This window comes from Microcoleus pseudofavosus SVA1_A4 (assembly GCF_036700565.1).
GTDB lineage: Bacteria > Cyanobacteriota > Cyanobacteriia > Cyanobacteriales > Microcoleaceae > Microcoleus.
The window spans coordinates 123,018-137,707 of the sequence record NZ_JAUBPE010000008.1; the positions used below are offsets into that span (position 1 = coordinate 123,018).

A 14,690-nucleotide genomic window follows, 5' to 3' on the forward strand; every position below is an offset into this window, starting at 1 on the left:
ATGAGAGCTTTATCACCGCTGAGATTAAGCTCATTCCTTAGTCGCGTTCAACGCTGTAAATTGCCTCTAACCGGAACTCACCATGAGCGGGAACTTCCACAATATCTGTAGCCGCATTGGTTGTTTCCACACAGAGTAAACGCTGATAATCTGCATCATCAAGATCGGCCATATTTGCAGAAATTGTCACCCAGGGATTCCACACTACGGCGGATTTGCTACCAGAGGATTTAATGCGGATGCGGCGATTGAGGGCGCTATCGTCAATGACTAATTCATTGGTAACATTCAGATAGATGCGATCGACTTCACCTGTTACTACCACTGCACCAACTTGAGTTTTTTCCACACCACCCTCAACTTTATCAAGATACTGGCTATTTTCTAAACCCAAAACCTGCACGCGGTTGATATCACCGACTTGGAAATAGGTGTGGAAAGCTTGGGTGAGGGGAAAGGCTTTGTCGCCTAGATTGCGGGTGAGTAGTTCTACAGTGAGGGTGGTGCCGATGGTAATCGCGATCGTCAGTTCAAACGCTTGAGGCCAAATCACTCTAGTTTCCTCAGTATCCTGAAGTCCCAGGGTGACTTTGGTTGCGCCCTCTGGGGTTGTGGCGGTTTCTACCACATTCCAGAGGCGATTCCGCACAAACCCGTGACTCGGACGGCCCAAGCCTTCGGGATCTGGGCCAAACCAGGGCCAACAGATTGGTATACCGCCTTTGATGGCTTTCCCCAACGTATAGTAGGCTTTTTCGCTCGCGAACATCAAGTCTGCGGTTTCGGTAGCCGGTTGGAAGGAGAGCACTTGGCCAGAATACACAGAAATCAAGGCTTTGGCTTGGCCGTTGTCGATGTGAATCATCGGGAAACCACCGTTTCCGGTGGCGAAGGTGAGGTGGCCGGCAATGCCGTAGTCGGTGTTTAATTGGTCAATACTCATGCTGTTGGCTGTTGTGAACTGCTTCATAATTATCTGATATTATCAAAAAATTGGGTCTAAAACCCCGTCCTTATAGGACGGATTTGTAGGTAAAAGTATAAATTTAAATCATCTTGATTAAAATTAAGAAAATATAAAAAAATAAAAACACACGAGTATTTTACCATATACTAATAACAACTCAAAAAGGAGGAGTTAGACTTGTTAACAGACTATGTATATAAGTTGCGTCCAAGTCAAACACAAGAATTAAAAATGTCCAATTGGGTAGATATGTTGCGAAGCCATTACAATTGGTGTCTCAACGACAGAATTACTCAATATAGTCAGCAGTTCATTCAAGGCAACTATTGCGATATTAGAACGCAAGGTCAAGCTTGTCCGTTGACCAGTTGTGTTAGTAAAAATGGTGCAACTGGCGAACCCTGGAAAACAAGCAAAACAGATAAAGAGGGGAAAGTTAAAAACCCTCGGCGCAACCCAGGCGACATTCAAATCACCGCATTGCCCGAATTGAAGGTGGCTAGACCCTGGTTCAAGGGAATAGACTCAACTGTTTTACAACAGAACATTAAACGGTTAGACATGGTCTATAAAAATTTTTTTGATGGGCGTGGCTTTCCTAAGTTCAAAAATCGCAGCAACTTCACTTCTTTTACTTTCGTAATGGGGGTAAAAATACAGGGCAGTAAAATTTACCTACCAAAGTTAGGTTGGATGCGTTTTTACGACTCGCGCCCAATTCCCGATGGTTTCGCTATTAAAGCTTGTGCGGTAAGAAAGCGACAGAATGGCTGGTATGTATCTGTTCGCATTGAGGACAAATCTGTTCCCGATTACACGACGAAATCTCTCAAAGATGTCGTCAAAGTAATTGGTTGTGATATGGGGATTACAAAATTAGTCCATCTATCCGATGGAACTCAAATTGAAAATCCCAAGTTCTCAACTACCAAAAAGGCTAGGCGCACCCTGAAAATTAGGCAGAGACGGGTTAGTCGAAAAGCAAAGGGTAGTAAAAACCGCAAAAAAGCTGCTAAAAAACTAGGACTTTTCCACCAGAAGATTAGTGATAAGCGCCAAGCTTACCAATGGAAGGTTGCCAATAAAATAGTCTCTCGTAACGTTGATACGATTGCTTTGGAGGACTTAAATATCTCTGGCATGATGCGTCGATGTCGAGTAAAGGTTGATGAGAAAACAGGTAGATTTCTCAAAAATGGGCAGTCAAGGAAGAAGGGTTTGAACCGTTCTATCTCCGATGCAAGTTGGAGCGAATTAATTCTGAAGATCGAGTATCTCGCTGCAAAGCAAGGAAAGGTTGTAATTAGAGTTAATCCCAAATACTCCAGCCAAGAATGTCGGAATTGCGGTCATAGGGACAAGTCTAATCGAGATGGCGAAAAGTTTATTTGCACCGAATGTGGATACCACGAACACGCCGATATTGGTGCTGCAAAAACTATTCGCGATCGGGCTTTGAATTTGGTACGCGGGGACTCCGCGAAACCTGGCGTTCGCGCCTAAACGCCCAAAAGATATCCTCACGCTCGATTGAGCAAAACATGAGGAGTTTGGGAACCCTGGAAACAGGGATATTAAGTTGGAAACAGCTTAAGAATCCTCGCGCCTTCAGGCCGAGTGAGTGTCAAGGTGGCTAGATTTTCTTGTATTGATGAACAAATCTGTACTCTCACGATGAGTTGGCTAGATGGTTAACACAGTCGTTATCTGGGGAATCATTTGCGTTCCATCGAAACTTCCGTTCAAATTCTTGAATTAGCACATCATTAATACTAGCTTCACGTCTTCGCCTCAATCCATTTTCGGCAAATTCCCACTGTTCATTACCATAGGCGCCATACCAGTAGCCAGAATCATCATGCCACTCGTATTCAAAGCGAACAGAAATTCGATGTTCTGTAAAACTCCACAGTTATTTCTTCAAGCTGTTTAAAGTTGGATGTCTGGAAGTTCAGCAGCGATCGCAATTACGATTTTTGGCGTTGCTGAACAGAAGTATGATTTGACCGTCGTCGCTGACGGAGGCCGGCCGAATAGCGTTCAAATCAGGATATCTAAATGATTGCTTTAATATGGAATAAGAACGTCGTTTAATTTGATAAGCGTGAATTAGTAAAGGAATTGAATGTTTGAGCATTTCTTCGGATTTAGAATAACAAATATTTTTTCTATTCAATCGAGCCAAATACGGCAGGCAATATTAGTAGTGAGATAGTCAAAAAATACATAGAAGACCCTCATCACTCAGTTAATTAATAAGGAAAGAACAAGGGGACTGAAGTCCCCCGCGTTGCTTCCCGCTTGATGGTCTGAAGACTCGCTCGTTTCCCGCATCTCGTGTTATTTTGATGAGAATCAGGCGTAATAAACTACCGTTTTTTCAGAGGGGTATGAGGGCTATGTCCTTGATTCTATCAAGAGTTCTGAGTCTTGTTGTCACCCCGTCAACAATTCTAGCCCTCAGAGCGCAAGAGATTAGATAGGAAATCCGAGGAGCCGATCGCCCCGTTAACCCCGATCAAGTTCCCTAAAACCCGATCGGTTCCTGCTACTTGCAGCAACGTACCGTTCGGAGTGGGGCTCAATTGCAACTGCTGGAAACTTAGGCCGCCAGTCAAAACAAACTTATCGACGCCTACCTCGAAGTTAATCACAGTATCGGTGCCGCCGTCAGCACTCAACACAAATCGATCGCTCCCAATACCTCCACTTAAAGTATCGTCGCCCAAGTCGCCAAACAGCCAGTCATCTCCAGCACCCCCATTGAGAAGGTCGCTATCTTTACCGCCAATCAGGGTATCGCTGCCAACATCGCCGTTGATGGTATCTTGGCCTTCGTTGCCGTAGAGCAAGTCATCGCCGTCACCGCCGTTGACGCAGTCTTGCTGGTCGTTTGCGCCCACCGAGAAACCCCGGTTATCGGAACGATCGCCAAAGATAGTATCGTTGCCCTCATCGCCACATATCTCATCGCTGCCGTCACCCCCATAAATCAAGTCGTCGCCCTTGTCTCCGTGTATGAGGTCGTTACCTTTGCCACCGTAAATGTCATCCTTGGCTTTACCGCCGATGAGGGTATCGTCAGATTCCATGCCGAACAGCAAGTCTGAACCCCTGTTGCCAAACAGCCAGTCCTTTCCATCGGCATCTTCACGTAGGAAACCTGGAACACCGCCGTACAGGGTGTCGTTGCCGCTGTCCCCGGTAAGGGTATCGTTACCGCGTTCGCCGAAAATCAGGTCGTTATCTTTGCCCCCCCAAACGAAATCGTTGCCTTTGCCTGCTTGCACGGTATCATCGCCGTTGCCGCCGCCGATGATGTCCCCAGCGGCGCCACCAAAGATTAAGTCTTGTTCAACACCATCCCCAACTGGGTTGGAACTGCCGCTGTCACCGAGGATGGTATCAATACCTTGGCCGCCGTAGAGGGTATCGGAGCCGAGTTGACCAAAAACTAGGTCATTGCCTTTGCCTCCGTAAGCGCGATCGTCATATTTGCCTGCAATCAGCGTATCGTCGTTTTCTTGCCCGTTGAGCAAGTCGTTGCCGAAGCCTCCATACAGCAAATCGCGTCCCTGGGCGTCGCTAACGCTATTGTCGCGCTTTCCGCCAAATAAGCTGTCGTCTTCATTACCGCCGAACAAGGTATCGGAGCCGAGTTCGCCCCAGATTAGGTCATTGTTTTTACCTCCGAGGGCAATATCGTTACCTTTGCCGGCATGAATGGTATCGTCGCCCTCGTTGCCGTTGATTGCGTCTGTACCCTCGCCTCCGAAAATCAAATCGCGAGCATCGTCAGGACTCTCGGAGTTGTTCTGCCCGGTGTCTCCGAGAATCGTGTCCGCACCTCGATCGCCCAACAGGGTATCGGAGCCTAATTCACCGGCAATCCAGTCGTTGTCTTTCCCGGCGAATATTAAATCGTTCTGATTGCCACCGTAAACAATATCAGTGCTGATGTTGCCAAAAATGGTGTCGTTTTCTTCGTCGCCGTAAATTTCGTCGGCGCCATCTTCGCCTAAAAGCAAGTCACTGCCTTTAAAACCGATAATTTTTTGGTTGCCGTTCCTGTCCTGGATAAAGTCGCTATCATCAGTTCCTCTGACAGTTTGTCCGTCTCCGAGTTGTGAAATCGGTCTCTTAAATGAAACGGAGGGCGGTTGCGTCGGTAGCAAAAAGTTAATTCCCGGTTTTCCTACCTGAGTTTCGCACCCACAGTCGATGTCTGGTTCGGCAACCGGATTTGGTATGGGCCCTGTAGTTGGCGTCGGAGTTGGCGTCGCAACTAGGACACCAGCAACAGTAGCGGTAGCAAGACTGGTAGCGCCGCTGTTGTCGGTGGAGATGTAGGTGAAAGTGGCTCCGGTAAAGTTGTCTGTGGCTTGGAAAAATAACTGCCCGCTCTCTGCTGGCGTCAGCACTTGACCTAGTGTTACGGGCACGCCGGCATTGGCTGGGTCTCCTAAAAATAGCACTCCTTGGTTAGAGGGTGGCAGACTGGTGATTGTGAAAGAGACGATCGTCCCATCGGGGTCAGTTCCTCCCAATCCTCTGACTAACGTGGTTTTGGGCGGAACGCTGAAGGAAGCATTGGTGGCAACTGGCGGTTGGTTGGGCGCTGGAGGAAGGCCAGCCACAGTAGCGGTAGCAGCCGGACTGATAGCGCCGCGGTTGTCTGTAGCGCTGTAGGTGAAATTGGCTCCCGTAAAGTTGCCCGTCGTCAAGAAAAATAGTTGCTGCAACTGTGCTGGAGTCAGGACTTGACCTGGTGTCACCGCTTGGCCGCCGTTGGCCGGATCTCCTAAAAACAGGACTGCTTGGTCTGCTGGGGGCAGGGTGTTGATGGTGTAAGAGGCGATCGACCCGTCGGGGTCGCTTCCTCCCAATCCCGTGACTAACTTGCTGCTGTTGGGCCCTAGGCTGGAGTTCGCATTGTTAGCAACTGGCGGTTGGTTGAGAATTGGAATTGTTGGAATTGTTGTCGGTGTTGGTGCTGGAGTTGGTGCTGGAATTGTTGTCGGTGTTGGTGCTGGAGTTGGCGCTATCAGTCCAGCAAGAGTAGCGGTAGCAGCCGGACTGATAGCGCCGCGGTTGTCTGTAGCGCTGTAGGTGAAATTGGTTCCTGTAAAGTTGCCCGTCGTCAAGAAAAATAGTTGCTGCAACTGTGCCGGAGTCAGGACTTGACCGGGTGTCACCGCTACGCCACCGTTGGCTGGATCTCCTAAAAACAGGACTGCTTGGTCTGCTGGGGGCAGGGTGTTGATGGTGTAAGAGGCGATCGACCCGTCGGGGTCGCTTCCTCCCAATCCCGTGACTAACCTGCTGCTGTTGGGCCCTAGGCTGGAGTTCGCATTGTTGGCAATTGGCGGTTGGTTGGAAGTCGGAAGTATGGCCGCCACAGTAGCGGCAGCGGGACTGGTGGCGCCGCTGTTATCTGTAGCGCTGTAGGTGAAATTGGCTCCTGTAAAGTTGCCCGTCGTGAAGAAAAATAGTTGCTGCAACTGTGCCGGAGTCAGGACTTGACCGGGTGTCACCGCTACGCCGCCGTTGGCTGGATCTCCTAAAAACAGGACTGCTTGGTCTGCTGGGGGCAGGGTGTTGATGGTGTAAGAGGCGATCGACCCGTCGGGGTCGCTTCCTCCCAGTCCCGTGACTAACTGGCTGCTGTTGGGCCCTAGGCTGGAGTTCGCATTGTTGGCAATTGGCGGTTGGTTGGAAGTCGGAAGTATGGCCGCCACAGTAGCGACAGCGGGACTGGTAGCGCCGCTGTTGTCTGTAGCGCTGTAGGTGAAATTGGCTCCTGTAAAGTTGCCTGTGGCTTGGAAAAATAGTTGCTGCAACTGTGCCGGAGTCAGGACTTGACCTGGTGTCACCGCTACGCCGCCGTTGGCAGGATCTCCTAAAAACAGGACTGCTTGGTCTGCTGGGGGCAGGGTGTTGATGGTGTAAGAGACGATCGACCCGTCGGGGTCGCTTCCTCCCAGTCCCGTGACTAACTGGCTGCTGTTGGGCCCAAGACTGGAGTTCGCATTGTTAGCAACTGGCGGTTGGTTGGAAGTTGGAGTTGGAGTTAGAGGTGTGGTGACTGTAACTTCGTTGTTGCCCGGAGTGGGGTCAGCCGTAGGTGAGGTGCTTCTGGCGGTGTTGCTGACGCTGCCTGATGGGGGCGCGATGAAGCTGACTGTGTTAATGACGGTGGCACCGCTGGCTAAGCTGGTAGCTGGCCCGAAGGTGACAATACCTGTATTGGTATCGTAGACACCGCCGTTGGAGGGGATTACTCCTGTTAAGCCGGGAATGATGCTGTCGGTAACGGTGACGTTTTCGGCTGTGCTTGGCCCGTTGTTGACTGTCGAAATTGTGTAAGTAAGTGTTTCACCCGGTGCTGCTTTCGTAGTCCCGGTTTTGGTGGTAACTAAGTCGGCACTAGGAGTTAGAGGTGTGGTGACTGTAACTTCGTTGTTGCCCGGAGTGGGGTCAGCCGTAGGTGAGGTGCTTCTGGCGGTGTTGCTGACGCTGCCTGATGGGGGTGCGATGAAGCTGACTGTGTTAATGACGGTGGCACCGCTGGCTAAGCTGGTAGCTGGCCCGAAGGTGACAATACCTGTAGCGGCATCGTAGACACCGCCGTTGGAGGGGATTACTCCTGTTAAGTTGGGAATGATGCTGTCGGTAATGGTGACATTATCGGCTGTGCTTGGCCCGTTGTTGACTGTCGAAATCGTGTAAGTAAGTTTTTCACCCGGTGCTGCTGCCGTCGTCCCGGTTTTGGTTTTTGTGGTAACTAGGTCGGCACTAGGAAAAAGAGGTGTGGTGACTGTAACTTCGTTGTTGCCCGGAGTGGGGTCAACCGTAGGTGAGGTGCTTCTGGCGGTGTTGCTGACGCTGCCTGATGGGGGTGCGATGAAGCTGACTGTGTTAATGACGGTGACACCGCTGGCTAAGCTGGTAGCTGGCCCGAAGGTGACAATACCTGTATTTGAATCGTAAGTACCGTTGGATACAACTACTCCTGTTAAGTTGGGAATGATGCTGTCGGTAATGGTGACATTATCGGCTGTGCTTGGCCCGTTGTTGACTGTCGAAATTGTGTAAGTAAGTTTTTCACCCGGTGCTGCTGCCGTCGTCCCGGTTTTGGTTTTTGTGGTAACTAGGTCGGCACTAGGAAAAAGAGGTGTGGTGACTGTAACTTCGTTGTTGCCCGGAGTGGGGTCAACCGTAGGTGAGGTGCTTCTGGCGGTGTTGCTGACGCTGCCTGATGGGGGTGCGGTGAAGCTGACTGTGTTGTTGACGGTGACACCGCTGGCTAAGCTGGTAGCTGGCCCGAAGGTGACAATACCTGTATTTGAATCGTAAGTACCGTTGGATACAACTACTCCTGTTAAACCGGGAATGATGCTGTCGGTAATGGTGACGTTTTCGGCTGTGCTTGGCCCGTTGTTGACTGTCGAAATTGTGTAAGTAAGTTTTTCACCCGGTGCTGCTGCCGTAGTCCCGGTTTTGGTTTTGGTGGTAACTAGGTCGGCACTAGGAAAAAGAGGTGTGGTGACTGTAACTTCGTTGTTGCCCGGAGTGGGGTCAACCGTAGGTGAGGTGCTTCTGGCGGTGTTGCTGACGCTGCCTGATGGGGGTGCGGTGAAGCTGACTGTGTTGTTGACGGTGACACCGCTGGCTAAGCTGGTAGCTGGCCCGAAGGTGACAATACCTGTATTTGAATCGTAAGTACCATTGGATACAACTACTCCTGTTAAACCGGGAATGATGCTGTCGGTAATAGTGACATTATCGGCTGTGCTTGGCCCGTTGTTGACTGTCGAAATTGTGTAAGTAAGTTTTTCACCCGGTGCTGCTGCCGTAGTCCCGGTTTTGGTTTTGGTGGTAACTAGGTCGGCAATAGCAGCAACAGTAGTTGTGACTTGAGAGATGGGTTGGGAACTATTGTTGTTAGCTAGATTGGGGTCGAAAGTGCTGGAGGTGCTATAGGCAGTGTTAGTTAAGGCTGTGCCGAGTGTTCCGGGAACTGTGGCGGTGATGGTGCGGATTTCGCTAGCACCGTTCGCCAGAGTGAGAATTGCCGGCCAGATGACCGTCCTCGTTTTGGGGTTGAAAGTACCGCCGTCGGAGGCGCCGACGAAACTTAAGCCCTCTGGAAGGGGATCTTGAATCAGGACGCTTTCGGCGGTGTTTGGCCCGTTATTTGTGGAGGTAATCGTATAAGTAATGGTGCTATTGGGTGTGGCATAGAGCGGGCCTTTTTTAACAATAGAAACGTCGGCTTGGAGTGTAGGCGGATTTATACTTTGGATGATGACATTGTTAACTTCGTGAATGTTTGTACTGTTGCCTGTCGAAGCAGCAAAGCCAAATTTAAAAGTACGTGGCACTGCTCCGTTTAGGGCTTCCAAATTTGGTATGTCGATCAGTGTTTCGCCCACATCATCAAAGCTGCCGTTGTTGTTCAAATCGAAGCCAACTGTAAGACGGTTAGGCGTTGCTGAATTCGCCGGGAATAATGTAACTTGGACTCTTCTTTTAGCCTCACTGCGAATGGTTGTCTTTGTGTTATCTGTTCTATTATCTATCCCACCGGGAACGACAGCGCCACTTAAAAAGTTATACAAGTTGGTTTCGCTGCCTCTAAGTGCTACTGAATCTTCTTTGTAGTTGAAAAAGGGGTTGGGAGAGCCACCTACTTTTCCCCCTGAAGTAGTGGAAAAAAAGCCAAACTCATCTAATCCGACACCTAAATAACCTCCTACAATACCAGGTGAATTTGAATTAGTATTTTGAGCATAGCCGAGAGAGCCACCGTAGCCTCCCGCTTTTGTTGGCGTAGCTGTTCCGTCAATGAGGAAAAAGCTTGTGCCATCCGCACCAACTGGTGGACCTATTGTATTATTAGTATTATTCGGATCCGCTCTCGCACTAGAGTCCGCACTTATGTTATAAGAAAAGAAATCAAAGGTAATTCTCAGACCCTCAGTGGCAGATATCGGGTTGTTGTAGATGACAAAAGCTGATTGAGCCTTCACGTTTGATGTTAATCTCAAAGTACCTGTTCCGGGTGGATCGCCAGTCCCTAAAGCGGGAATAACGCCGTTGGGATTGGCGGCACCTGCGGTTAAGCCTGGGTCAGGTGTAGAGGCGTTGCCAGTTCCATATATCCAAGGCCCGATTACGGTTGAATTTTTAAATTCTTCAGCCGCTAAGGTAGCCAGGACTGATGTGTAGCCTTCTAGGACTTTTTTTTCAAAGGCTATTTCGGTATTTATTTGTCCTGTCGTAATTTCTAATTTCCAGTCGCCACCTAGCGCTGCACTGCCTGTTAGGTTGTTGGAAGCGGCAATATTTGCGCCGGTTAGTTCGCTGAGTTTTTGTATGAATTTAATGCCCGATTCGCCGGCGGCTACGTTACAACCGTAAAGTAAAATGCTGGCGGATTCGTTAAGGGCTTTTCCCCACTGCTGCAATTGGTTGCTGTAGGTTTCTAGATTATCAATATTAAGTTCTGTTGAGCCGATTTCTACTGCTGCTTCTCGGCCGTGAGAAACTATGTGCAGGCTGGTGATGCTGCTGCGCTGACCCAGAATTTCGGTGATTTGCTCGATTCCATCCCGGAATCTATCGAGCAGGATTACTTCTGTACCGCGTTTCACTCCCCCGAGCAACTCTTGGTAGTTTTCTACTTTTGAATCCACAATCGCTAGATTTTTTCGGGGAGCTGTCTCTGCTTTATAGCTGGCTCGTCTCAAGATTTTAGAGGCCATATTGGTGGTATATTTCCGTGTTTGTACGGCTGACAAATTTGACAGATTAGGGAGCGTTTTCATTTTTGGTTAATTTGGTTGCTAAATCTAAGCTACCCCTTTTCATAGATGACGATAAACATTCAACTATAAAGTTTTAAAAATTAATTCTTTAAAAAATATAATAGTTACCTGTATTTGTTATTTGTGATGTTATACCAATTTAATGTGAAGTTGCACATATCTCCATCCCCCTAAATCCCCCTTAAGAAGGGGAGTAGGGGTTGACTTTGAGAAGAATCTTGTCCCCCCCCTTATTAAGGGGGGCTAGGGGGGATCGGATTCTATGCAGCCTCATAAAAAATTGGTATTAGGCAATCATTAGACAGGAATTTCTCCGATCGCCCTTGGATGTCCTGATGCGATCGATCGCTGCAAATCATAACATGAATAAGGGGTAACAGCCTTTATATTAGCCAAGATGCTCTATTTTGGGAAAAATGATATCAGGTCTAAGGTTAGTTATATGGTAAATTACTTACGGATTTATCAGCATAAGGGGTTACACCCCTCATGTCACTATTGTGAGTCTGGTGACATTGAGGCTGGCTCAGACAGATTGAACCGTAAATATACTGAAAATATTAATTTCCTAAAAAGTGGCAGATTTTGACTTTGAGGTGCATCGCTGTTAAAAGTTGAGAGTACCGCATTTCTAGAGATTTATACTTATACTAATTTGGTGTGCAGTAAACTCACAGCAATGTAATAATAGCAAATCAAAGCTACAAAAGTTAACAAAAAAACTTGACAAATTAGATATGTTAATACCAAGATGGCGGTGACAAAAAAGAACGATCGCCCTTGAATTCAAAAAGTACGATCGCCCTTTACACCCTCTTTTTATCTAAATCTTGAAACTGCGTCGATCGCACCCCCTAACGCGTACTTTCTAAACCTTAATATCGAGTTCGCGCACTAAAAAAGCCCATTCATCTGCCAATTCTTCAATCACTTTAGCAGTAGGTTTTCCCCCGCCGTGTCCCGCTTTTGTTTCGATCCGAATTAACACGGGTTTTTCTCCCGCGTGGGTTTCTTGCAAAGCAGAAGCAAACTTGAAACTGTGGGCCGGAACTACTCGATCGTCATGATCCGCCGTTGTAATCATTGTCGCCGGATAAGCCGTTCCGGGTTTGAGATTGTGCAGGGGAGAATAGCCGTGAATTGTGGCAAATTCTTCGGAATTTTCGGGCGAACCGTATTCAGAAGTCCAGGCCCAACCAATGGTAAATTTGTGGAAGCGCAACATATCCATAACGCCGACTGCCGGCAGCGCTGCACCGAACAATTCCGGCCGCTGAGTCATGCAAGCTCCCACTAATAAACCGCCGTTGCTGCCACCTGCGATCGCCAATTTTGCCGGCTTGGTGTATTTGTGTTCGATCAACCATTCAGCCGCGCTGATAAAATCATCAAACACATTTTGCTTGTTCAACTTGGTGCCTGCTTGGTGCCATGATTCGCCGTACTCGCCGCCACCCCGCAAACAGGCGATCGCATAAACTCCGCCCATCTCCAACCACACGACATTGCTAATAGAAAAACTCGGAGTCAGCGAGATGCCAAAACCGCCGTAACCGTAAAGGTATGTGGGGTTGTTGCCATCAAATTGCAAGCCTTTTTTGTGCGTGATAAACATCGGTACTTGCGTACCGTCTTTGCTCGGGTAAAATACTTGTTTTGTTTCGTAATCCTCGGGATTGAAATCGACATTTGGCTGCCGATAAATCGTACTTTCATCTGTCACCATATTGTAGCGGTAGATGATGTTGGGCGCGGTGAAGCTGGTGTAACCGTAAAAGGTTTCGGTGTCGTGCCGCTTGCCGCCGAATCCTCCCGCCGAACCGATGCCCGGTAAGGCGATTTCTCTCACGAAAGAGCCGTCTAAGTTGAAGATTTTAATCTGGGTGTAGGCATCTTTGAGGTAGGAAGCGACAAATTGATTGTTGAGGAGACCAATACCTCCGAGGGTTTCGGCTGCTTCGGGGATAATTTCTGTGAATTTCCCTTGAATCCCCCCCTTACCAAGGGGGGGCGACGGGGGGGTTTCATCAGCAGCGAGGGATGAGGGAGGTGGGTTGTTGGTGTCGATCGCAATTACGCGGCCCAACGGTGCATTCAAGTCTGTTTGAAGCCAGAAAAGAGAGCCATCATTGTCAATGAAACTGTACTCAGCCTCGAATTCGTTAATTAGTTCTACAACGGTTGATTCCGGTGCCGTTAAATCCTTGTAAAAAATCAAGTTTTTCGTTTCCGTTCCCTGCCAAACAGAGATAATCAAGTATTTGCCATCTTCGGTGACCCCGCCGCTAAATCCCCACTCTTTCTGGTCTGGTCGCTCGTAGATTAATACGTCTTCACATTGCGGCGTGCCGATTTTGTGGTAAAACAGTTTTTGGTAATAATTAACGTCTTCGTGCTTGCTTTTTTCGTTGGGTTCATCGTAGCGGCTGTAAAAAAAGCCTTTACCGTCGTGAGTCCAGGATGCTCCTGAAAATTTAATCCACTTTAAATGGTCTGATAAATCTTCGCCTGTTTCCACATCTCGGACTTTCCATTCCTGCCAGTCGGAACCGGAACTTGACAAACCGTAGGCCATGTATTTGCCGTCTTCGCTGATAGCTATGCCACCCAGAGCAACGGTTCCATCTTCCGAGAGAGTGTTGGGGTCAATTAATACTTTGGGTTCGCTGTCGAGGGATGTTAAGGTGTAGAGTACGGATTGATTTTGCAGGCCGTCATTCTTGTAGTAGAAATAGCGATCGCCTTGTTTAAAAGGTATGCCGTATTTCTCGTAATCCCAAAGTTGAGTCAGCCGCTGTTTAATTTTTTCCCGCGCCGGAATTTCGTTGAGGTAGCCGAAGGTGACTGCGTTTTGAGCTTCCACCCAAGCTTGAGTTTCCTCAGAGTCGGGATTTTCCAGCCACCTGTAGGGGTCGGATACTTTGACGCCGTGGTAGTCGTCTGTTTGGTCGATTTTGCGGGTTGTGGGGTAGGTGAAAGGTCGATCGAATTGGGCCATGATTTTTTACTCTCGGTAACTTTGTTTAGTTTAGCCTTTTTTACAAATTTGTCATTGCGAGCATCAGGGAAGCAATCGCATAAACTTAGGAAATAGAGCAGTTTTCAATCGAATCCAATACAGGACACGGCACTGCCGTGTCCCTACCAGATATCTGTAGTCCACTCTGTTTTCAACTAATCCAACTCTCTCCTTCCTTCCAAAGCGCGGGCTAATGTAACTTCATCAGCATATTCCAAATCTCCCCCCATCGGCAAACCAAAAGCTATGCGCGTCACTAAGGTAAAAGGTTGTAATAAGTGACCGATATAAAGAGTAGTAGTTTCGCCTTCCACGCTGGGACTAATAGCAATAATTACTTCCTTAATCTTTTGCTGGCTGACGCGCCGGACTAACGGTTGAATGTTCAATTGTTCCGGGCCAATTCCATCCATCGGCGAGATAACACCACCGACAACGTGATATTTTCCGATATATTCCCGCGTTTTTTCTAAAGCGATTACATCGCGGGATTCGGACACTACACAAATCGTAGAACTGTCGCGGTTGGTATTGCGACAAATTTCGCAAACAGGGTCAGCAGATAAGTGAAAGCATACTTGACAGAAACCTACTTGCTGTTTGGCATCAATCAAAGATTTAGCTAGGGCTTGCACTTCTTCTTCCGGTCGCTTCAAAATATGTAAAGCTAAACGCTGGGCTGTTTTTGGGCCGACTCCGGGCAAGCGCTGCAATTGTTCGATTAAACGAGCTAAAGGTCTAGTGTACATGAACGTTAAAAATTAAAACAATGAGTTATCAGTCATTAGTCAGCAGTCATATCAATTCCGCTCTTCATCGGAATGATATAAACGGAGGACACGGCAGTGCCGTTTCCCTACCGCGATCAATTGTA

General features: G+C 48.3%; 7 protein-coding genes and 1 pseudogene. 2 read left to right on the forward strand and 6 right to left on the reverse strand.

What is annotated here, in order from left to right:
• Window positions 1–37: 37 nt before the first annotated feature.
• Window positions 38–970 carry a D-hexose-6-phosphate mutarotase gene (locus QUA02_RS05825; RefSeq protein ID WP_333025983.1) on the reverse strand — a complete coding sequence of 311 codons (933 nt, stop codon included), beginning with the start codon at window positions 968–970 and terminating at the stop codon, window positions 38–40.
• A 228-nt stretch (window positions 971–1,198) separates the two neighbouring features.
• Between QUA02_RS05825 and QUA02_RS05830 the strand changes: the two genes are divergently transcribed.
• Window positions 1,199–2,470, forward strand: coding sequence for an RNA-guided endonuclease InsQ/TnpB family protein (locus QUA02_RS05830; protein ID WP_333025985.1), 1,272 nt, complete (start codon window positions 1,199–1,201; stop codon window positions 2,468–2,470).
• A gap of 166 nt (window positions 2,471–2,636) precedes the next feature.
• Here the strand turns inward: QUA02_RS05830 and QUA02_RS05835 are convergent, their stop codons facing one another.
• Window positions 2,637–2,879 carry a DUF1348 family protein gene (locus QUA02_RS05835; protein ID WP_333025993.1) on the reverse strand — a complete coding sequence of 81 codons (243 nt, stop codon included), beginning with the start codon at window positions 2,877–2,879 and terminating at the stop codon, window positions 2,637–2,639.
• A gap of 27 nt (window positions 2,880–2,906) precedes the next feature.
• On the opposite strand from QUA02_RS05835, the gene QUA02_RS05840 reads away from it, so the two are divergent.
• Window positions 2,907–3,029: a hypothetical protein gene (locus QUA02_RS05840; protein ID WP_333025986.1), complete on the forward strand. Its 123-nt coding sequence runs from the start codon at window positions 2,907–2,909 to the stop codon at window positions 3,027–3,029.
• Window positions 3,030–3,034: 5 nt separating this feature from the next.
• Here QUA02_RS05840 and QUA02_RS05845 read toward each other — a convergent pair.
• From QUA02_RS05845 to recR, 4 genes and pseudogenes are all read right to left on the reverse strand, one after another.
• Window positions 3,035–3,155 (reverse strand): annotated as a pseudogene (locus tag QUA02_RS05845) (IS1 family transposase); the annotation flags it as partial.
• Between the two features lie 265 nt (window positions 3,156–3,420).
• Window positions 3,421–10,797, reverse strand: a complete 7,377-nt coding sequence (locus QUA02_RS05850) for a DUF4347 domain-containing protein (protein WP_333025987.1) — start codon at window positions 10,795–10,797, stop codon at window positions 3,421–3,423.
• An 868-nt stretch (window positions 10,798–11,665) separates the two neighbouring features.
• Complete coding sequence (locus QUA02_RS05855; RefSeq protein WP_333025988.1) at window positions 11,666–13,795, reverse strand: prolyl oligopeptidase family serine peptidase; 2,130 nt, start codon at window positions 13,793–13,795, stop codon at window positions 11,666–11,668.
• Between the two features lie 176 nt (window positions 13,796–13,971).
• On the reverse strand, window positions 13,972–14,565 hold the full coding sequence (gene recR, locus QUA02_RS05860) for a recombination mediator RecR (RefSeq protein ID WP_332981796.1): 594 nt from the start codon (window positions 14,563–14,565) through the stop codon (window positions 13,972–13,974).
• Window positions 14,566–14,690 lie beyond the last annotated feature (125 nt).

Bases quoted from the DNA above. Each gene is read 5' to 3' on its own strand.
- QUA02_RS05825 (WP_333025983.1), bottom strand. From the start codon at position 970: ATGAAGCAGTTCACAACAGCCAACAGCATGAGTATTGACCAATTAAAC.
- QUA02_RS05830 (WP_333025985.1), top strand. From the start codon at position 1,199: ATGTCCAATTGGGTAGATATGTTGCGAAGCCATTACAATTGGTGTCTC.
- QUA02_RS05840 (WP_333025986.1), top strand. From the start codon at position 2,907: ATGTCTGGAAGTTCAGCAGCGATCGCAATTACGATTTTTGGCGTTGCT.
- QUA02_RS05850 (WP_333025987.1), bottom strand. From the start codon at position 10,797: ATGAAAACGCTCCCTAATCTGTCAAATTTGTCAGCCGTACAAACACGG.
- QUA02_RS05855 (WP_333025988.1), bottom strand. From the start codon at position 13,795: ATGGCCCAATTCGATCGACCTTTCACCTACCCCACAACCCGCAAAATC.
- recR (WP_332981796.1), bottom strand. From the start codon at position 14,565: ATGTACACTAGACCTTTAGCTCGTTTAATCGAACAATTGCAGCGCTTG.